Source organism: Rhodococcoides kroppenstedtii, assembly GCF_900111805.1.
Taxonomy (GTDB): Bacteria; Actinomycetota; Actinomycetes; order Mycobacteriales; family Mycobacteriaceae; genus Rhodococcoides; species Rhodococcoides kroppenstedtii.
This window is the reverse complement of sequence record NZ_FOJN01000012.1, coordinates 44,714-64,074: the sequence shown is the minus strand read 5'-3', so window position 1 is coordinate 64,074 and position 19,361 is coordinate 44,714. Positions and strand designations below refer to the sequence as shown.

Here is a 19,361-nt window from a genome sequence, read left to right as displayed (position 1 = left end):
CTCAGGCCTTGCTGTAGGTGAGGCAGTTGGCGGTATCGGAGGATTCGCCCGCACCGATGCGCACGGCGGCGGCGGTGCACTCGAGGTCCTTGTTGTGGGCGCAGTCCGCGCGCTGGCAGGCACCGACCTGCGGGGAGACGACGTCGAGTCCGCCCTTGGTGGACAGGGGAATGAAGGTGGCGCAGTCGGCGGTGCCGTTGCTGCCGCCGACGCTGATGGCGAAGGCGTGGCAACCGTCGTGGTTGTAGGAGCAGCTGCTCACCGAACAGTCGGTGACTTCGGGCATTTCCAAGGTGGCCATGACATTCTCCGTTTCGGTGACGTGGTCGGGTCGTCTGGACACGACGGTAACCGAGAAAAACCCCTCTCACCAGCAAGGTCAGGCTGACCTGAGTATGGCTTGCCTTTCAGCAACGCGGGTGTGCCGAAATGATTCGCCCGCGGTCAGAGCACCGCGCCGGGATTGAGAATTCCCGCCGGATCGAGCGCATTCTTGATGCGTCGGGTCAGCTCCATGACGTCGTCGCCGACCTGGTCGGGCAGCCACGCCTTCTTCAACCGACCGACGCCGTGCTCACCGGTGATGGTGCCGCCCAGAGAAATTGCGAGCGTCATGATCTCGCCGAACGCCTGGTGCGCCCGCTCCTCCATGTCCCGGTCCTCGGGGTCGAACACGATGAGGGGGTGGGTGTTGCCGTCGCCGGCGTGCGCGATCACGGCCACGGTCACCTGCCGGGCGTCGGCGATCTTCTCGATGCCCTGCACCAGATCGGCCAGGGCCGGGAGCGGTACACCGACGTCCTCGAGCAGCAGCGACCCCGTGCGCTCCACCGCCGGGATCGCGAATCGGCGTGCGGCCGCGAAGGCTTCGCCCTCGTCGGGGTCGTCCGTGACGAACACCTCGGCCGCGCCTGCCTCGGTGCACGCGGTAGCCATGATCTCGGTTTCCTCGGTGCGGTGCGCGCCGGGGGAGTCCGAACGGGCGACGAGCATGGCGGCGGCGTCGCGGTCCAATCCCATGTTCATGGCGTCCTCGACGGCGTTCACCGACGTGCGATCCATGAATTCGAGCATCGCGGGGCGCAGCGATCGGGTGATCGCCAGGATGGCGTCGGTGGCGTCGGACAGTTCGGCGAACGTCGCGACGACGGTGCTGGCCGGGGGCTGTGCCGGGATGAGCCGCAGGGTCACCTCGGTGATGACGCCCAGCACTCCCTCGCTGCCGACGAACAGCTTGGTGAGCGAGAGCCCTGCGGAGTCCTTGAGGCGGGCGCCACCGAGACGCACCACGACGCCGTCCGCGAGTACCACCTCGAGTCCCAGGATGTAATCGGTGGTGACGCCGTACTTCACGCAGCACAGACCGCCGGCGTTGGTGGCCGCGTTGCCACCGATGGAGCACATCTCGAACGACGACGGGTCCGGCGGATACCAGAGTCCGTGCTCCGCCGCGGCCGCCTTGACCTCGGCGTTGAGCAGGCCCGGTTGCACCACGGCCGTCCGCGTGACGGGGTCCACGGTGATCGCCCGCATGTTCTCGGTGGAGAGCACGATGCCGCCGTCCACGGCGGTGGCCCCGCCGGACAGGCCCGAACCGGCGCCGCGGGGGACGACGGGTACGGAATGCGTCGTGGCCCAGCGCATCACGGCCGCGACGTCGTCGGTGCTGCGGGCGCGGACGACGGCGAGCGGGGTTCCGGCGTCCGGATCACGGGCCCAGTCCTGTCGGTAGCCGGCCAGGATGTCGGGGTCGGTCACCACGACCTTCTCGTCCAGTAGTCCGATCAGGTCCTGCACCCGCGTGTCGGTCATCGACTGTTCCCTCCCTTGCTGCGAGTGCGGGGCGCGTTCGCGCGAGCACCCGGGACCGACGCTACCCGCGCACCGATGCCCGCCGAGGGGGTTTCCCGACGAGACCGAGCGGTTCGGCAGGGCGACCTGCGATCACGGTGGGGCCTCGCCGGGCCGTCGTCACATCAGTCACGGTGTTCACTCTGTTACCAGATCGTGCCTCGCGAGCTGCCGACAACGGGGCACCCGAGAGTTAGCGTCGGACCACGGCACCTCGGCACCTCCGCCGACACCGAGGGGGCGAGCAAGGAGGGTTCCCATGGCCCGGTCACGCACCACACAGCGCATGACGGCAGCGCCTGCGGCGCAGCACCGCACGACGGCAGCTGCGGCGCAGCACCGCACGACGGCAGCTGCGACGCAGCAGCGCACGTCGAACACCAGCGCGGCCGCGGTGGCCGCCGCGATGTTCTCCTACGACTTCGTCGAGGACGGGGTCGACTACGACACCCTCGAGGCGCTGCACCGCGGCGAGATCTCCGCGTGGATCGAGGCTCTCGCGCAGTCGGGTCTGCTCGCCGAGTCCGAGGTCGCCGCCGTCGCGCGCGAGTGGGGGGAGCGGCCGTCGCTGCTGCTCGATGCTCTGCTCACCGACGCCGACGAGATGACGGTCCGGCGGTGCCGGCTGGCGTGGGCCTCGATGGATCGATTGGCACCCTTCACGTTCCCCATCGCGCACAGCGGGTGACCCGCTCGTCGACACAGCGGGTGACCCGCTCGTCGACACAGCGGGTGACCCGCTCGTCGAACTACCGGCCTCACAGCACCCGGTCGTCGTCGCCGTCCCGGACGAACACCTGATCGTCGGTCAGGGTCCGGTACCGCACGCCCGCCGCGCGACACGCGTCGGCCATGGCTCGGGCGGCACCGTCGGGGTCCAGTGCGGACGGGGCCGTCGGTGTCGACCAGTGCGGGACGAGCACGTCGTCGATGACTCCGAGTCCGTCCTGCGGCACGGGATCGTCGGTGATCTCGCCGAGTTCGGCCGGCGGGTCGGCGGCATCGACGCCGGTGAGTGACGGTCCCATGACGCACGCGCCCGCGCTGTATCCGGCGTAGACGAGATCGTCCCGTCGGAGTCGTTCGCGCAGAACGTGATCGACGCCCGACGTGGCCAGCCGATGACGCAGGACGAACGTGTTCCCGCCGCGCACCCAGACGGCCGACAGTCCGGCCAGGGCGGCCTCGGCGGTCGTCGGCGTCACCGCGCGGAGATCGATCTCGACGGGATCGAATCCCGCCTCGGTGAGCAGCGCGATGTCGCTCGTCAGCGCCGCGGTCCGTGCCGCGACCGGCCAGGCGTCGGCCGCCGCGGCGATCACGCCGATGCGACCCGGTGTGCCCACCAGCTCGAGCAGGCGGTCTCCGTGCGCGCCGAATCGGTAGGACGCCAGGAACAGTCGCATGGTTCAGTCTCCCATCCCCTCGGTCCCGCCCCGGCCGTCGCATCCGGTCCGTGGAGCCGCACTCGGCCGTAGGGTCGAGTCATGCCGTCCTCGAAGATCGTCGATCCCGGATCCGTCGTCGCCGACGCCTGCCGCGCCACCGCGCGCGCTGCCGACGACCTGCGCTGGGTCGAGCGGCCCGGCTACTTCACCCGTCGCGTCCCCGTGGACCGGGGCCGTGTCGCGGTGATGTCCGGCGGCGGTTCCGGTCACGAGCCCCTGCACTCGGGCTTCGTCGGCGCGGGCATGCTCGATGCGGCCGTGCCCGGCGCGGTGTTCACGTCGCCGAACAGTCTCGCGATCGAGGCCGCCACTCGCGCCGTGGACGGCGGCGCCGGAGTGCTGCACGTGGTCAAGAACTACACCGGCGACGTCATCAATTTCGGTGTGGCGGCGGACCTCTGCCGCGCGGACGGCATCGACGTCGAGACGGTCCTGGTCGACGACGACGTCGCCACGGACTCTTCGGACTCCGACGGTCCCGGCCGTCGCGGCACCGCGGCGACCGTCGTCGTCGAGAAGCTGTGCGGTGCCGCGTCGGCACGCGGGGACGAGCTGGCCGCCGTCGCCGATCTTGGCCGGCGGGTGGCGGCCGCGTCGCGCAGCATGGCCGTCGCCTTCCGTGCGTGCACGGTGCCCGGGGCGTCCACGCCGTCGTTCGAGCTCGGCGACGACGAGGTGGAGGTGGGCGTGGGGATCCACGGCGAGCGCGGCACCGCCCGGACGAGCACCCTGACCGCTCGCGAGGTGGTCGACACCCTGCTGGATCCCGTGCTGGCCGCCCTCGGGGCGGGCGACGGGGACGAGGTGCTTCTGGTGGTCAACGGGCTCGGCGGCACGCACGCGCTCGAGATCGCGGTGGTCTTCGGCGACGCCCTGGACGCCCTGGCCGCCCGCGGGGTGCGGGTGCGCCGCCACCTCGTCGGGACCTACGTGACCGCGTTCGACATGGCCGGTGTGTCCCTGACGGTCGTGCGGTGCGGTCCCGACCTGCCGACCGACGAGGTCCTCACCCTGTGGGACGCCCCCACCGCCGCGCCCGCGTGGCCCAACGCGCCGGCCGGTGACCCGAGCTCGGATTCGGTCGTGGACGGGGAGAGTCGGTCGGATGCGGCCGGTTCGGCGTCGGCCGGCGAGGGGGAGCCCGATCCGGTGATCACCGCGTGGATCACCGGATTCACGGAACGGGTGCGCGACGCCGTCGATGAGCTGACCGAGCTGGACCGGCGCGCCGGCGACGGCGACTTCGGCGTCACCATGGAGGCGGGCCTGCGGGATGCGCCCGACGCGTCGTCCGCTTTGCCCGCCGCGGCGATGTTCGCGGCGCTGTCCCGCAGCTTCCTGGAGAACGCCGGGGGAACGTCCGGTGCGCTCTTCGGGGCGGTGTTCCACCGCCTGGCCGACGGACTCGCCGGGCGGGACGTCGACGCCGACACGATGGCGGACGCCGTGCGGGGCGCGCTCGAGATCGTCGTGCGACTGGGCGGCGCCGCCCCGGGCGACCGCACGATGGTCGACGCGCTCGCCCCGGCGGCCGACGCCCTGCACGACGCGCGGGCGGAGACGCTGGCGGCGGCCTTGACCGCCGCTGCGGATACCGCGGCGCGAGGGGCGCAGGACACCGCCGGCATGACCGCGCGGCGCGGCCGCGCCAGTTACGTGGGCAACGCCGCTCGGGACGTCGTCGACCCCGGTGCGCTCCCGGTGGCGTGGTTCTTCGCCGCCGGCGCCGACGCGGCCGGCCGTTCCTGAGAGCAGAGTCAGTCGGCGACCACGGCCGCCCGGATGGCCTCGCCGGTGCGGGCGAGGTCGCCCGGACGCCGGGTGACGAAACCCGCCACGAACCGGATGCGGTCGCCGTCGTGCCGCGGAACCACGTGCAGATGCGAATGGAAGACCGTCTGGAACGCCGCCCGCCCGTCGTTCATCACGAGGTTGACCCCGTCCGCGCCGAGGCCCCGCCGGACCGCGGCCGCGAGCAGTCGACCGGTGCGGAACACGTCCCCGGCGATCGCGGGGTCCAGGTCGGCCAGCCCGGCCGAATGGGCCTTCGGGATCACGAGCGTGTGGCCGGTCGTGACGGGTCGAATGTCGAGGAATGCCAGCGTCGTGTCCGTCTCGTGCACCACGGTGGCCGGTGCGGCGCCGGCGACGATGGCGCAGAAGATGCAGTCGGGGGTCATCGCACCTCTCCGTGGTCGGGAACGCTGAGATCGAGAACGCTGTCCAGCAGCGCGGGGAGTACGTCGGCAGCGCCGGCCCGCAGGTGGTGGTGGGCCATGTCCGACACGGCCGTCTCCGCGGGGTCGATCTCGACCACCAGTGCGCCGGCGCTGCGGGCGAGTGCCGGCAGGCCCGCGAACGGATAGACGACGCCGGACGTGCCGACGACGAGGACGACGTCGGCCTCCTCGGCCGCACTCTCCGCGGCCCGCCAGGCGTCCTCGGGCAATGCCTCGCCGAACCAGACGATGTCCGGCCGGACCGGACTGCCGCACTCGGCGCACGACGGGGGCGGCACGCGGATCTCGTCGGTGTCGTTGCCGGCGTCGTCGCCGGCGCCGATGTCGGTGTCGTCGTCCAGCGGACCGCGGTACGGCGCGTCGCAGACCGAGCACCGGACCGCGGTCAACGAACCGTGCACGTGGGCGGCGACGACGGACCCCGCGCGCTCGTGGAGATCGTCCACGTTCTGCGTGGCGATCGTCAGGCACGCGCCGCGGCTCTCCGCGTGCTGTTGCCACCGCGCGAGGGCGACGTGGCCGGCGTTGGGTTCGGCCCGTGCGGCCAGCGCGGCCCGCCGCCGGTACCACCCCCACACCAGATCGGGATCGCGCACGAAAGCGGCGTGACTGGCCAGGTCGGCGGGGTCGAAGCGGGACCACAGGCCCGTCTGCGCGTCGCGGAACGTGGGGATACCCGACTGCGCCGACATCCCCGCACCCGTCAACACGGTGATCGAGTCGGCGCGGCGCAGCGCGGTGAGAACGTCGTCGGGAACGGTGGCGGTCACGCCGTCGAGTGTGCCCGGTGAGCGGACCGGACGGGTGTTATGAGTTCTCTCACAATCCGTGTCCGGTATGCGGCTGTGTGTCTGTGGTGTGCGTTACGTTTCTGGTCGGCCCTATCCGGCCGTGATGCGGAACCGATCGGTGACGTGGCGTGTGCGAACCGCCCCCGTCGCCCGTCGTTCCTTCTTGCATGGCCACGGCCCTGCCGACGCGTCCCCAACCACGGGCGGGCCGGCGATGCGCAGGTCATCTCTCGTCTCGACCCCTGTCGGGACGTCGATGCGTTCGTAGAGGAAGTCGTCAGTGGTGGAGAATTCTCGGGGCGCCGGGCCGCTCGTCGGGGTCGTGCGCGAGAGCGCCGAGGGCGAGCGGCGGGTGGCCCTGGTACCCAAGGTCGTGTCGTCGTTGGTCGGCAAGGGTGTCCGGGTGGTCGTGGAGGCCGGAGCCGGTCTCGGTGCGCTCATCCCGGACGAGCTCTACGTGGACGCGGGGGCCGAGATCGGTGATCCGTGGTCGGCGGACGTCGTGGTCAAGGTCGCGCCGCCGTCGGAGTCCGAGGTGGGCAAGCTCGCGTCCGGCACCACCCTCATCGGCTTTCTCGCGCCGCGCAACGCCGACACCGTCATCCCGGCCCTCGCCGCGGCCGGCGTCCAGGCGTTCGCGGTGGAGGCGATTCCCCGCATCTCTCGCGCGCAGGTGATGGACGCGCTGTCCTCCCAGGCGAACGTGGCCGGCTACAAGGCCGTGCTGCTCGCCGCGTCGGAGTCGACGCGCTTCTTCCCCATGCTCACCACGGCCGCCGGCACGGTGAAGCCGGCGACCGTGCTGGTGCTCGGTGTCGGTGTCGCCGGGTTGCAGGCCCTCGCCACCGCCAAGCGTCTCGGTGCGCGGCCCACCGGGTACGACGTCCGTCCGGAGGTGGCCGATCAGGTCCGGTCGGTCGGTGCCCAGTGGCTCGATCTCGGGATCGACGCCGCGGGTGAGGGCGGGTACGCCCGCGAGCTCACCGAGGACGAACGCGCGCAGCAGCAGGCGGCGCTCGAGAAGGCGATCGCGACGTTCGACGTCGTCATCACCACCGCGCTCGTGCCGGGTCGGCCCGCGCCGCGTCTGGTCACGGCGGCGGCCGCATCGGCGATGAAGCCGGGCAGCGTCATCGTCGACCTCGCGGGGGAGACGGGCGGCAACTGCGAGCTCACGGAGCCCGGTCGCACCGTGGTGAAGAACGACGTCACCATCTGCTCGCCGCTGAACCTGCCGGCCACGATGCCCGAGCACGCCAGCGAGCTGTACTCGAAGAACGTGTCCGCGTTGCTCGAACTGATGCTCGACGAGTCCGGGGCGTTCGCACCCGACTTCTCCGACGAGGTTCTCGAGAAGTCCTGCGTGACCCGGAACGTCCCCACCACCGAAAAGGCGGACGCCTGATGTACCTGTCCTTGCTCGCGAACATCGCGATCCTGGTTCTCGCCGGGTTCGTGGGGTTCGCCGTGATCTCCAAGGTGCCCAACACGCTGCACACGCCGCTGATGTCGGGCACCAACGCCATCCACGGCATCGTCGTGCTCGGCGCCCTGATCGTCCTGGGCCGGTTGCCCGAGGACGCGTCGTGGGGCGTGCGAATCATCGCGTTCGTCGCGCTGATCTTCGGCACCCTCAACGTCGTCGGTGGCTTCCTCGTCACCGACCGCATGCTGGGCATGTTCAAGTCGAAGCCCGTCGCGCGTGAGGGAGCCGAGAAGTGAACAACCTCGTCGCGGTGCTCTACATCGCCGCCTTCGCGCTGTTCATCTACGGCCTGATGGGCCTGACCGGTCCCAAGACCGCCGTGCGCGGCAACTGGATCGCCGCCGTCGGTATGGGGGTGGCCGTGGTGGCCACGCTGATCGAGGTGCGCGACACCGCCGCGATCAACTGGATCCTCATCGCCGCCGGTCTGGCGATCGGTGTGATCCTCGGTGTGCCGCCGGCCAAGCGCACGAAGATGACGGCGATGCCGCAGCTGGTCGCGCTGTTCAACGGCGTCGGCGGTGGCACGGTCGCGCTGATCGCCTGGTCGGAGTTCCTCGAGACCGACGGCTTCTCGGCGTTCCAGCACGGGGAGGAGCCGACGGTCCACATCGTGGTCGGGTCGCTGTTCGCCGCCGTGATCGGTTCGGTGTCCTTCTGGGGTTCGCTGGTGGCGTTCGCCAAGCTGCAGGAGCTGCTGAACAAGAAGGTGGAGAAGGCGTTCGTCTCCAACGCTCGCACGTTCCAGCTGCTGAACATGGTGCTGCTGCTCGTGGCGGTGGCCGCGTCGGTGTGGATCGGCGTCCACGCCACCCCGGGTGAGGGCACGGCGGTGTGGTGGATCGTGATCGTTCTGGTCGCGGCGGGTCTGATGGGCCTGTTCGTGGTGTTCCCGATCGGCGGCGCGGACATGCCGGTGGTCATCTCGCTGCTCAACGCGCTGACCGGTCTGTCGGCCGCCGCCGCGGGTCTGGCGCTGAACAACACCGCGATGATCGTCGCCGGCATGATCGTCGGCGCGTCCGGCACCATCCTCACCAACCTCATGGCGACGGCCATGAACCGGTCCATCCCGGCCATCGTCTTCGGATCGTTCGGTGGAGGCGCCGCGGCCGCGGCCGGCGGCGCCGGCGAGGGCGGGGGGACGGTCAAGTCCACCTCCGCGGCGGACGCGGCCATCCAGATGGCCTACGCCTCCCAGGTCATCGTGGTGCCGGGCTACGGCCTCGCCGTCGCCCAGGCGCAGCACGCGGTCAAGGACATGGCGTCGATTCTCGAGTCGAAGGGCGTCGAGGTGAAGTACGCCATCCACCCGGTGGCCGGCCGCATGCCCGGGCACATGAACGTGCTGCTCGCCGAGGCGGACGTGGAGTACGACTCGATGAAGGAGATGGACGACATCAACGGGGAGTTCTCCCGGACCGACGTCACCCTCGTCATCGGCGCGAACGACGTCACCAACCCCGCGGCCCGCAACGATCCGAGCTCGCCCATCCACGGGATGCCGATTCTCAACGTCGACGAGTCGCGGTCGGTGATCGTGCTCAAGCGGTCGATGAGCTCCGGCTACGCGGGCATCGACAACCCGTTGTTCACCGCCGACCGCACCTCGATGCTCTTCGGGGACGCGAAGAAGTCCGTCAACTCGGTCATCGAGGAGCTCAAGGCGCTCTGACCTCGAGCCTCCCGACCGTCCGCGGCCCTGGAACTCGCCCTCAGCGGCGAAGCTTCAGGGCTGCGGTGTCGAGGGGGTTCTTGCGCTCCCGGCGCGCAGCGATCGGTGAATGCGCCATGACGACGGCGGCCAGCGCCCACCACGTCCCGGTGATCGCCAGAGCGCCAAGCACGCCGACGAACGACGCGGCCGCGGTGACGACGGCAGCGAGGGACACCGCGACCGTCGCGGCGAGGCCGAGGCCGAGAACCGCCGGGCGGACGCGGGACGGGACCACCAGCGATGCCGCGGCGACGAGCGAGGCGACCGCCACGATCCGGCCGTCGGGATGCGCGGAGGCGAGCACGGACTCGGGCAGCCAGGACCGCGCGGCTGCGGCCGTCAGCGGCGCGCCCGGGCAGAGCATCAGCACCGCCCCGATGCCGTAGGGGAGGGCCCGCGCGATCGAGACGACCGTCAGTGCCGCCACCACCACCAGCACGGTGGTGATGTCGATCGCCGACAACAGCCGGGCGGCGCCGCCGGCCACCGGTTCGAGGATCGGCCGGGCCGCCGGATAGGCGACGCCGGCCAGGGGCAGTGCGGCGTAGAGAACCACGAGGGTCACCGCACCGACGGCCGCGGCCAGCCACAACCGCGGCGTGGATCGCTGGACGGACAGGACGATCTGCTCGGTGGTCGACGTGCTCACGGCACACCATGATGCGCCAGGATTCTGGGAGTCGTCTGTGAGGCCTCCCTCACACCCGCGACCCCCTGCCGCTCGGCCGGGCGGAGTCAGCGGAGCACGGTGTCCACTCCCGCCAGAATGCGGTCGACGTCGGGCAGGTGGTGGCGTTCGAGGCGGGCGGCCGGGTAGGGAACGTGGAAGCCCGTGACCCGCTCCACCGGCGCCTCGAGCGAGTAGAAGCACTCGCGCGACACCTGCGCGGCGATCTCGGACGCCATGCCCAGGAACCCGGTGTCCTCGTGCGCCACCACCAGACGTCCCGTGCGCCGCACCGACCGGCAGACCGTGTCCATGTCGAGCGGGGACAGCGACCGCAGATCGACCACCTCGAGGCTGCGGCCCTCCTGCTCGGCGACCTCCGCCGCGAGCACGGCGGTGCCCACGGTGGACCCGTAGGTGACGACGGTCGCGTCGGTGCCCATGCGCATGATGCGGGCCCGGTCGAGCGGCAGATCCGGTGCGGACGGGGACCAGGCACCCTTGTCCCAGTAGCGGCGTTTGGGCTCGAAGAAGATCACCGGATCGTCGGAGGCGACGGCCTGTTGGATCATCCAATAGGCGTCGTGGGGCGTGCTGGGCGCGACCACGCGCAGCCCGGCCGTGTGCGCGAAGTACGCCTCCGGCGACTCCGAATGGTGTTCGACGGCACCGATTCCGCCGCCGTAGGGGATGCGGATGACCATCGGGGCACCGACCCGGCCCGCGGTGCGGTACCGGATCTTGGCCACCTGCGAGACGATCTGGTCGAAGGCCGGGTAGACGAAGCCGTCGAACTGGATCTCCACCACCGGGCGGTAGCCCCGGAGTGCCAGTCCGAAGGCGGTGCCGACCATGCCCGACTCGGCGAGGGGCATGTCCAGCACGCGGTGATCGCCGAAGTCCTTCTGCAGGCCGTCGGTGATACGGAAGACACCGCCGAGCTTGCCGATGTCGAGGCCCATGAGGACGACCTTCGGATCGGCGTCCAACGCTGCCCGCAGTCCGGCGTTGATCGCACCGCCCAGGGTGCCGGTGACGCGGTCCTCCGGTCGGTCGGAGGCGGGTCCCTCGGGACGGAGGGGAGTAGCGGTGGTCATCGCAGTGCCTCCTTCTGGCTGTCGACGAGCGAGTGGGGCTCGGCGTAGACGTGGTCGAGCAGGGTGGCGGGATCCGGATCGGGAGCACCGACCGTGGCCGCCCGGAGGCGTGCGGCGACGTCGTCCGCGGTCGCGGCCACGCGGGCCCTGGTCTCGTCGGTGAGAACGCTCTCCCGCTCGAGAAGCCGTTCCAGGCGGAGCAAGGGGTCGCGGGCGGACCAGACGTCCCGTTCGGCGCCGGGGCGGTACCGGGTGGGATCGTCCGACGTCGTGTGCGGGCCCATGCGGTAGGTCATGGCCTCGACGAACGTCGGCCCACCGCCGGTGCGGGCGCGGTGCGCCGCCGCCCGGGTCACGGCGAGCACGGCGAGCACGTCGTTGCCGTCGACGCGGATCGCCGGCATACCGAAGCCGGCCGCGCGGGTGGCCAGCGGGACGGGCGTCTGCAGCGAGACGGGCTCGCTGATGGCCCAGTGGTTGTTCTGGCAGAAGAAGACGACCCCCGCGCTGAAGGCGACCGAGAACGACAACGCCTCGGAGATGTCGCCCTCGCTGGTCGCGCCGTCGCCGAAGTAGGCGACGGTGGCGGCGTCGACGCCGTCGAACCGGGTGCCCATCGCGTATCCGGTGGCGTGGAGGCCCTGCGCGCCGACGATGATCGCCGGGTTGGTGATGCCGTACTCGGTGGGATCCCAGCCCGCGTGGGCGGTTCCTCGCCAGAGGGCCGTCAGCTTCTCGACGGGAACGCCGCGGCAGTAGGCGACGGCGTGCTCGCGATAGCTGGTGAAGACGTAGTCCGCGCGGTCGAGGGCGCGCGCGGAGCCGACCTGCGCGGCTTCCTGTCCGAGGAGCGGTGCCCACAACCCCAACTCGCCCTGCCGCTGGAGGGCGGTGGCCTCGGTGTCGATGCGCCGGGCCACCACCATGTCGGTGTAGAGGGCCAGCAGGTCGGCGCCGGTCACGTCGGCGACGAGGCCCCAGTACTCGCGATCGTGAACGCGCCGCCCGTCGGGTTGCACCAATTGGACGGGGTGGGTGATGCGGTCCACCGGTCGTGGGTGGCGGTCGTGCGGTGTCGGGGACTCACCGACCGAGTCGAGGAGTCGCTCGTGCGACGGGGTCATGATCGTGTCCCTCCTGCGCCGGCCCGAGCCGTCTCGTGAACGGCCGGGTCATGCTGTGGTCGCGCCGCCTGTGGCGTGCTTCACAGCATGCCCCCCGTAGCCGTATGCGCAAGAGGAACTTCGTCGAATGCGCAGAATGCGCTGTGGCGCCGGCTGGCAACTGTGCCGACCGGCCACCGTGCACGGTCAGTCCTTCTCCAGCTCGCTGTCCAGTTTGAGCAGTTGGGTACCGTCCTCCTGCTCGAGCAGGTAGGCCGGGTTGTCGTCGGTGCCGTTGCGGGTGATCTCCGAACCCTTGATCTTCTTGCTCACCTTCTCCTTGTGGACTTCGACCACCTTGCCCTCGGCGGTGTTGTCGCCCCATTTCCACTGAACCTTGGTGCCCTTTTTGTACGTCATGGCTGGTACGTACCCCCTCCGCTCTCGTTTCACCGGCTCGGTCGGGCCGCGATCGGGCCTCGATTGGGGAGGGACGCGGCGGGGAATGATCACCCATGGCCACCCCCGCACCGCTCTGGGTCTTCGCGGACCAGCTCGGACCCCACGTGCACTCGTCCGACGAGACGAAGGACCGCGAGGTGGTGATCGTCGAATCCGCTCGCGCGCTGGGCCGTCGGCGCGGGCATCGCCAGAAGGCGCACCTGCTGCTGTCGGGGATGCGGCATCTCGCGGACGAACTCGGGGACCGCGCGACCCACCTGAAGACCGACACCTACCGCGAGGCGCTCGAGAAGGTCGGACGTCCCGTCGTGGTGCATCAGCCGACGTCGCGTCGCGCGGAGGCCTTCGTCGCCGCCATGGCGGAGGAGGGACTGGTGGCGGAGGTACTGCCCACGCCGACCTTCGCGCTGTCGCGGGAGGACTTCGCCGAGTGGGCGGGCAATCGCACGTCGTTCGTGATGGAGAACTTCTACCGCGACCAACGGCGGCGGTTCGAGGTGCTCATGGACGGCAAGGATCCCGAGGGCGGGACCTGGAATCTGGACGCCGAGAACCGGGAGAAGCCGCCGAAGAAGCAGGAGACGCTGGGCGTCCCGGAACCGTGGTGGCCCACCGAGGACGAGATCGACGAGCAGGTGCGACGCGATCTCGACGGGATGGACGTGCAGTGGTCCGGCACCGACGGCCCGCGTCGGTTCGCCGTGACGGCGGACGAAGCGCAGCAGGCGCTGACGACGTTCGTCGACACCCGGCTGTCGACGTTCGGCCCGTACGAGGACGCCGTCATGGCCGCGGACTGGACGATGTCGCATTCCCTCCTCAGCGTGCCGTTCAACCTGGGGGTCCTGCACCCGCTCGACGCGGCGCGCGCGGCGGAGAAGGCCTACCGGGACGGCGACGCCCCGCTCGCGAGCGTCGAGGGATTCGTCCGCCAGATCCTGGGCTGGCGCGAGTACGTCTGGCACCTCTACTGGCATCTCGACGAGAGCTACATCGACAAGAACGAGATGGGGGCGGACACGCCGCTCCCGCCGTGGTTTGCCAGCCTCGACGCCGAGGAGGTCACCGCGGCCTGCCTCTCGGACGCGCTCGCGGGCGTCCACGACCGCGGGTGGGTGCACCACATCCCGCGCTTGATGATCCTGGGAAACCATGCGCTGCAACAGGGTTACGATCCGCGGGCGCTCACGCGATGGTTCACCGAACACTTCGTCGACGGGTACGAGTGGGTCATGCCGGTCAACGTCGTCGGCATGAGCCAGCACGCCGACGGCGGCATCATCGCCACCAAGCCGTATGCCTCCGGCGGTGCCTACATCGACCGAATGACGGACTACTGCAAGGGATGTGCGTACGACCCGAAGAAGCGGCTCGGCGAGGACGCGTGTCCCTTCACCGCCGGGTACTGGGCCTTCACCCATCGTCATCGCGACCTGCTGTCATCGAACATGCGCACCCGCCGCGCCGTCAGTTCGATGGATCGGCTGAAGGATCTCGACGACGTGCTCGAGCAGGAGAAGAAGCGCACCTCGTTCTAGGCCCGGTGAGACTCCGCCCCACCGAGCCCCGCCGAGCCCACTGTCGTGACCTGGCTCACCCGTGCCTACTATCGGAACGATGCGAATGACGGACAGGGTCGCGGTCGTCACCGGAGGTGGCGCCGGCATCGGTGCCGCGCTGGCGTCGGCGCTGGTCGACGCGGGTAATCGGGTGGTGGTCGTCGATCTCGACGGCGGTGCAGCGCAGGCGGTCGCGGATCGGCTGGGTGATCGGGCGCGCGCCCTCGGTGGCGACGTGGCCGACGACGCCGTCATCGCTGCGGCGGTGGATCTGGCGGAGTCGACCTTCGGGCCGCTCGACGTGTTCGTCGCCAACGCGGGCACCACCGCCGGGATGGGACTCGACAGCACGGACGCGGCGTGGTCGACGGCGCTGAACGTCAACGTGCTCGCCCACGTGCGCGCGGCCCGCCTGGTGATTCCGCGGTGGCTGGAGCGCGGGACGCCCGGATACTTCCTGACGACGGCGTCGGCGGCGGGCCTGCTCACCCAGATCGGCTCTGCCACCTACTCGGTCTCCAAGCACGCGGCGGTCGGGTTCGCCGAGTGGCTGTCGGTCACCTACGGCGATCGCGGCGTCGCTGTCAGCTGCCTGTGCCCCATGGGCGTGAACACGGCACTGCTGAACTCCGGCTTCGACAGCGACCGGGAGGGCGCGTCCGTGGCCGCCGCCGCGGTGACGAGCGCCGGTGACGTCCTCGAACCCGACGACGTGGCGCGCACGACGCTCGAGGCAATGGAGGCCGAGCGCTTCCTGATCCTGCCGCACCCACAGGTGCTGACGATGTACTCCCACAAGAGTGCCGACTACGACCGGTGGATCGCCGGCATGCGCCGTTACCGCAGCAGCCTGGAGCGCAGCGCTCCCGGCCACAGCACTCCCGACCACAGCACTCTCGAACGCAGCACGCTCGACTCCGCCGCCGACACCAGACAGGGCTGACCCGTATGGATTTCTCCTTCAACGACCGTTGTCTCGACTACCGCGAGCGGCTGCTCGCCTTCATGGACGAGCACGTCTATCCCGCGGAAGCGGTGTACGAGCGGCAGATTCGCGAATCCGGTGACCCGCATCATCAACCCGCCGTGCTCGAGGAGCTCAAGTCCGAGGCCCGGGCCCGCGGACTGTGGAACCTCTTCCACCCGGACTCCGAGTACGGTCCCGGTCTGACCAACGCCGAGTACGCGCCCCTCGCGGAGATCATGGGCCGTAGCCCGGCCATCGCGCCGGAAGCCTGCAACTGCTCGGCGCCGGACACCGGAAACATGGAGGTGTTCACGCGATTCGGCTCCGACGAGCACAAGCAGACCTGGCTCACCCCGCTGCTGAACGGGGAGATCCGGTCGGCGTTCGCCATGACCGAACCCGCCGTCGCGAGCTCGGACGCCACCAACATCGCCATGTCGATGACGGCCGACGGGGACGACTGGATCCTGAACGGGCGCAAGTGGTGGACCTCCAACGCGCTGCACGCGAACTGCCGGGTCATGATCGTGATGGGCAAGACCGCGCCCGAGGCGGCGACGTACGAGCAGCAGTCGATGATGGTGGTGCCGATGGACGCCCCCGGCGTCACGGTGCTCCGCGGGCTGCCGGTGTTCGGCTACCAGGATCGCGAGGGCCACGCCGAGGTGCTGTTCGAGAACGTGCGCGTTCCCGGCAAGGACGTTCTCGCCGGCCCGGGTGCCGGATTCATGATCGGCCAGGCCCGTCTCGGCCCGGGTCGCATCCACCACTGCATGCGCGCGATCGGAATGGCCGAGCGGGCGCTCGAGCTGATGTGCGAGCGGGCGTCCTCGCGCGTGGCGTTCGGCAAACCCATTGCCGCGCAGGCGAACATCCAGGACTGGATCGCCGAGGCCCGCATCGAGATCGAGATGGCCCGGCTGCTCACGCTCAAGGCCGCCTGGATGATGGACGAATTCTCCAACAAGGAAGCCCGCGTGGAGATCGCCGCCATCAAGGTCGCCGCTCCGGCCATGGCGCTGAAGATCGTCGATCGCGCCATCCAGGTGCACGGTGGCGGTGGGGTGTCCGACGATTTCCCGCTCGCGTCGATGTACGCCCACCTGCGGACCCTGCGGCTCGCCGACGGCCCCGACGAGGTGCACAAGCGCACCATCGCGCGGACCGAGCTCGCGCCGTACCGGAAGGTCACCCCGTGACCGACGCGACCCCCGCCGGCCTGAACACGGACGGTATCGCCGCGTGGATCGCGGGGTTGAACATCGGCGCGCAGGGCGATCTCGCGTACGAGCGCATCGGCAACGGCAAGTCCAATCTGACCTACCTGGTGTCGGACGACGCCGGCCGCCGGTGGGTGCTGCGCCGCCCTCCGCTGGGGACGTTGCTGGCCTCCGCACACGACGTCGCCCGCGAGTTCCGCATCCTGTCGGCGTTGCAGAACACCGCCGTTCCGGTCCCACGCACGATCGCCCTGACCGACGATCCCGCGGTCACCGATGCGCCGCTGGTGCTCATGAGTCACGTCGACGGCGTCGTCCTCGACGACCCGTCGGTGGCGGCGGACGTGCCGGAGGACCGTCGTCGTACCGTCGGGGTGGAGATGCCGACCACCCTCGGCCGCATCCACGCCGTCGATCTCGAGGCGACGGGGTTGATCGACCTGGCGAGCCACAAGCAGTACGCGGCGCGCCAGATCAAGCGCTGGTCCGCCCAGTGGGAACAGTCGAAGACGCGCGAGGTCCCTGTACTCGAGCGGCTGGCCGCGGCCCTGACGGAGCACGCTCCGGAGCAGACCGAGCTGTCGTTGGTGCACGGCGATTTCCATCTGAGCAACGTCATCACCGGAGGCGACGGCACCATCGTCGCCGTCGTCGACTGGGAACTGTGCACGCTCGGCGACCCCCTCGCGGACGTCGGTGCCCTGCTGGCCTATTGGTCCGAGGCGTCGGACGACACCCCCGGTTTCTTCCAGGTGTCGACGCTGCCGGGTTTCCCCGGCCGGGACGAGCTCGTCGAGACCTACGCCCGGTCGACGGGCCGCGACACCGCGACGGTGCCGTACTGGCATGCCCTGGCGTTGTGGAAGCTGTCGATCATCGCCGAGGGTGTGCTCCGACGGGCGATGGCGGACGAACGCAACCGCGCTCGGGACGGCGGCCCGACGACGTCGCTCATCGACGGCATCGTCGCGCGCGCCGTCGCCACCGCGGAGGACGCCGGGATTCTCTAGCCCCGGTCCGCGGTCACGGCGCGCACCACGAGACCGGCGACGAGGGCCCAGAAGGCCGAGCCGATGCCGACGACGGCCACGCCGGACGCCGCGACGACGAACGTGATCGCGGCGGGCACCCGGTCCGACGGGTGCTGCGTGCTCGCCGCGAGCGCAGACGCGAGGGTGCCGAGCAGCGCCAGGCCCGCCACGGTCTCGACGATGCCGGCGGGTGCGAGGGCGACCAGGGTGGCCAGGGCAGCCGAGCCCACGGCGAGAACGAGATACGCGACGCCGGCGGTCACGGCGGCGATCCAGCGGCGATCCCGGTCCGGTTCGGCGTCGGGGGAGGCGGCGAGGGCCGCGCTGATGGCCGCGAGGTTGACGGCGAATGCGCCGACCGGAGCCGCGGCGGCGGTCGCGGCCCCGGTGACCGTCATAGACGCACGCCACGGGACGGTGTAGCCGTACGACGCCATGACGGCGGTACCCGGGATGTTCTGCGATGCCATGGTCACGATGTAGAGCGGGAGGGCAACCCCGACGGCGGCCTGCCAGGTCCAGACCGGAGCGACGGGGGACAGCGTCGGCACCAGCCCGTCCGTGGGGACGGCCGTACCGGAACGCAGCAGGGCGACCCCGATGACCACGGCGGCGACGCCGAACGCCGCGGGGACGGCCCAGCGGGGCGAGAAGCGTTGCAGCACCAGCCAGGTCACGACAACCGGGGCCACGGCCACCGGCGACGCCGCCAGCGCACGGACCGGTTCGAGGCACAGCGGCAGGATGACGCCCGCCAGCATCGCCTGCGCGAGGGAGACCGGAATCGAGGCGACGAGCGCCCCCAGGCGCGGCCACGCACCGGTCAGCACGATCGCCAGGCCCACCACGACGAACGCCCCGACGGCCGCCGGCCACCCGCCGACGACGGCCCCGGTGCCAGCGAGCAGCGCGGCGCCGGGTGTGGACCACGCCAGGGTCAGCGGAATGCGGTAGCGCAGAGCGAGACCCACGATGCCGAAGCCCATGATCAGGCTCAGCGCGAACAGACCGGACGCCGCCTGCGCCTCCGTAGCACCGGCCGCGCGCAGGCCCGTGAGCACCACCGCGAACGACGACGTGAACCCCACCAGCGCGGTGACCACCCCGGCGCCGATCGGCACCGCGAGGCTCACCGCGCGCGCCTCGGGCGCCGTCATGCCGTGAGCGGCTCGACGACGGCGCGAATCTCGGGGGGAATCGGAACCGGTCGGCGGGTCGCGGAGTCGACGTAGACGTGGACGAACCGCCCCGACGCCGCCGCCACGAGCTCGTCCCTGCTGTCGTCCCGACCGGCCTCCGGCCTGCCCGCCCCACCCCGACCGGCCTCCGGCCTGCCCGCCACCCGGAACACGGCCAGGGAGTACACGATCGACGACGTTCCCAGTTTCTCGACGGCGATGCCGACACGCAGCTCGTCCGGGAAGCTGAGCTGGGCGAGGAAGCGGCACGAGGTCTCCGCGACGACCCCGACGGCGTCCAGCTCGCGAATGTCGGTACCCGTGGCCGACATGAGCCAGCCGTTGACCGCGGTGTCGAAGAACGAGTAGTAGGCGACGTTGTTGACGTGGCCGTAGTGGTCGTTGTCCGCCCACCGGGTCGGCACCGGCCACAGCACGGGGAAGTCGGCGGCGGCGGGAGCAGTGGTCATGGCACAGGAGGATGCCACACGTCGGAACAATGCAACCGGCCTCCGGCCTGCCCGGGGAATCTTGCGACCGGCCT

20 protein-coding genes are annotated in these 19,361 nt (G+C 70.7%); 9 read left to right on the top strand and 11 right to left on the bottom strand.

Annotation, left to right across the window (positions count from 1 at the left end; all coding sequences use genetic code 11):
- Position 1: 1 nt before the first annotated feature.
- Complete coding sequence (locus BMZ18_RS14170; protein ID WP_068099845.1) at positions 2–301, bottom strand: DUF1540 domain-containing protein; 300 nt, start codon at positions 299–301, stop codon at positions 2–4.
- Positions 302–444: 143 nt separating this feature from the next.
- The gene (locus BMZ18_RS14165; protein WP_068361015.1) at positions 445–1,812 is read right to left on the bottom strand and encodes an FAD-binding oxidoreductase; all 1,368 of its coding nucleotides are present in this window, start codon (positions 1,810–1,812) and stop codon (positions 445–447) included.
- A gap of 325 nt (positions 1,813–2,137) precedes the next feature.
- On the opposite strand from BMZ18_RS14165, the gene BMZ18_RS14160 reads away from it, so the two are divergent.
- Complete coding sequence (locus tag BMZ18_RS14160) at positions 2,138–2,539, top strand: hypothetical protein (protein ID WP_342028304.1); 402 nt, start codon at positions 2,138–2,140, stop codon at positions 2,537–2,539.
- Between the two features lie 70 nt (positions 2,540–2,609).
- On the opposite strand, the gene BMZ18_RS14155 is transcribed toward BMZ18_RS14160, so the two are convergent.
- Complete coding sequence (locus BMZ18_RS14155) at positions 2,610–3,257, bottom strand: Type 1 glutamine amidotransferase-like domain-containing protein (protein ID WP_068361018.1); 648 nt, start codon at positions 3,255–3,257, stop codon at positions 2,610–2,612.
- An 81-nt stretch (positions 3,258–3,338) separates the two neighbouring features.
- Between BMZ18_RS14155 and BMZ18_RS14150 the strand changes: the two genes are divergently transcribed.
- The gene (locus BMZ18_RS14150; RefSeq protein ID WP_068361021.1) at positions 3,339–5,048 is read left to right on the top strand and encodes a dihydroxyacetone kinase family protein; all 1,710 of its coding nucleotides are present in this window, start codon (positions 3,339–3,341) and stop codon (positions 5,046–5,048) included.
- 8 nt (positions 5,049–5,056) lie between these two features.
- On the opposite strand, the gene BMZ18_RS14145 is transcribed toward BMZ18_RS14150, so the two are convergent.
- A complete protein-coding gene (locus tag BMZ18_RS14145; protein ID WP_068361023.1) occupies positions 5,057–5,479 on the bottom strand; it encodes an HIT family protein in 423 nt (140 codons plus the stop codon).
- Complete coding sequence (locus BMZ18_RS14140; RefSeq protein WP_068361024.1) at positions 5,476–6,309, bottom strand: SIR2 family NAD-dependent protein deacylase; 834 nt, start codon at positions 6,307–6,309, stop codon at positions 5,476–5,478. Before BMZ18_RS14140 ends, BMZ18_RS14145 begins: the two co-directional genes overlap by 4 nt.
- A 304-nt stretch (positions 6,310–6,613) precedes the next feature.
- Between BMZ18_RS14140 and BMZ18_RS14135 the strand changes: the two genes are divergently transcribed.
- The 3 genes from BMZ18_RS14135 to BMZ18_RS14125 are packed head-to-tail and all read left to right on the top strand — an operon-like array spanning position 6,614 to position 9,491.
- The gene (locus BMZ18_RS14135) at positions 6,614–7,735 is read left to right on the top strand and encodes a Re/Si-specific NAD(P)(+) transhydrogenase subunit alpha (protein ID WP_068099851.1); all 1,122 of its coding nucleotides are present in this window, start codon (positions 6,614–6,616) and stop codon (positions 7,733–7,735) included.
- The gene (locus BMZ18_RS14130; protein WP_068099852.1) at positions 7,735–8,052 is read left to right on the top strand and encodes an NAD(P) transhydrogenase subunit alpha part 2; all 318 of its coding nucleotides are present in this window, start codon (positions 7,735–7,737) and stop codon (positions 8,050–8,052) included. Before BMZ18_RS14135 ends, BMZ18_RS14130 begins: the two co-directional genes overlap by 1 nt.
- Positions 8,049–9,491: an NAD(P)(+) transhydrogenase (Re/Si-specific) subunit beta gene (locus BMZ18_RS14125; protein WP_068361025.1), complete on the top strand. Its 1,443-nt coding sequence runs from the start codon at positions 8,049–8,051 to the stop codon at positions 9,489–9,491. The genes BMZ18_RS14130 and BMZ18_RS14125 overlap by 4 nt, the downstream gene beginning before the upstream one ends.
- A gap of 40 nt (positions 9,492–9,531) precedes the next feature.
- Here BMZ18_RS14125 and BMZ18_RS14120 read toward each other — a convergent pair whose 3' ends face one another.
- From BMZ18_RS14120 to BMZ18_RS14105, 4 genes are all read right to left on the bottom strand, one after another.
- The gene (locus BMZ18_RS14120; RefSeq protein ID WP_068361028.1) at positions 9,532–10,182 is read right to left on the bottom strand and encodes a hypothetical protein; all 651 of its coding nucleotides are present in this window, start codon (positions 10,180–10,182) and stop codon (positions 9,532–9,534) included.
- Between the two features lie 86 nt (positions 10,183–10,268).
- On the bottom strand, positions 10,269–11,297 hold the full coding sequence (locus BMZ18_RS14115; RefSeq protein ID WP_082894895.1) for an alpha-ketoacid dehydrogenase subunit beta: 1,029 nt from the start codon (positions 11,295–11,297) through the stop codon (positions 10,269–10,271).
- Positions 11,294–12,421 (bottom strand): pyruvate dehydrogenase (acetyl-transferring) E1 component subunit alpha, encoded by a 1,128-nt coding sequence (gene pdhA, locus BMZ18_RS14110; RefSeq protein WP_082894896.1) that lies wholly within the window; start codon positions 12,419–12,421, stop codon positions 11,294–11,296. The genes BMZ18_RS14115 and pdhA overlap by 4 nt, the downstream gene beginning before the upstream one ends.
- Before the next feature lie 186 nt (positions 12,422–12,607).
- Positions 12,608–12,820: a hypervirulence associated TUDOR domain-containing protein gene (locus BMZ18_RS14105; RefSeq protein WP_068361031.1), complete on the bottom strand. Its 213-nt coding sequence runs from the start codon at positions 12,818–12,820 to the stop codon at positions 12,608–12,610.
- A gap of 95 nt (positions 12,821–12,915) precedes the next feature.
- Here BMZ18_RS14105 and BMZ18_RS14100 point away from each other — a divergent pair, with 95 nt between their 5' ends.
- The 4 genes from BMZ18_RS14100 to BMZ18_RS14085 all read left to right on the top strand — a co-directional run bounded on the left by BMZ18_RS14100 (position 12,916) and on the right by BMZ18_RS14085 (position 17,618).
- Positions 12,916–14,400 carry a cryptochrome/photolyase family protein gene (locus tag BMZ18_RS14100; protein WP_068099856.1) on the top strand — a complete coding sequence of 495 codons (1,485 nt, stop codon included), beginning with the start codon at positions 12,916–12,918 and terminating at the stop codon, positions 14,398–14,400.
- A 79-nt stretch (positions 14,401–14,479) separates the two neighbouring features.
- Complete coding sequence (locus tag BMZ18_RS14095) at positions 14,480–15,364, top strand: SDR family oxidoreductase (protein ID WP_082894897.1); 885 nt, start codon at positions 14,480–14,482, stop codon at positions 15,362–15,364.
- Between the two features lie 5 nt (positions 15,365–15,369).
- Entirely contained in the window at positions 15,370–16,587 is a 1,218-nt protein-coding gene (locus BMZ18_RS14090; protein ID WP_068361037.1) for an acyl-CoA dehydrogenase family protein, read from the top strand.
- Entirely contained in the window at positions 16,584–17,618 is a 1,035-nt protein-coding gene (locus BMZ18_RS14085; RefSeq protein WP_068361040.1) for a phosphotransferase family protein, read from the top strand. Before BMZ18_RS14090 ends, BMZ18_RS14085 begins: the two co-directional genes overlap by 4 nt.
- Here the strand turns inward: BMZ18_RS14085 and BMZ18_RS14080 are convergent.
- Both BMZ18_RS14080 and BMZ18_RS14075 read right to left on the bottom strand, forming a co-directional pair.
- Complete coding sequence (locus tag BMZ18_RS14080; protein ID WP_068361042.1) at positions 17,615–18,796, bottom strand: benzoate/H(+) symporter BenE family transporter; 1,182 nt, start codon at positions 18,794–18,796, stop codon at positions 17,615–17,617. The genes BMZ18_RS14085 and BMZ18_RS14080 overlap by 4 nt on opposite strands.
- Positions 18,793–19,287, bottom strand: coding sequence for an acyl-CoA thioesterase (locus tag BMZ18_RS14075; RefSeq protein WP_074922259.1), 495 nt, complete (start codon positions 19,285–19,287; stop codon positions 18,793–18,795). The genes BMZ18_RS14080 and BMZ18_RS14075 overlap by 4 nt, the downstream gene beginning before the upstream one ends.
- Between the last annotated feature and the right edge of the window lie 74 nt (positions 19,288–19,361).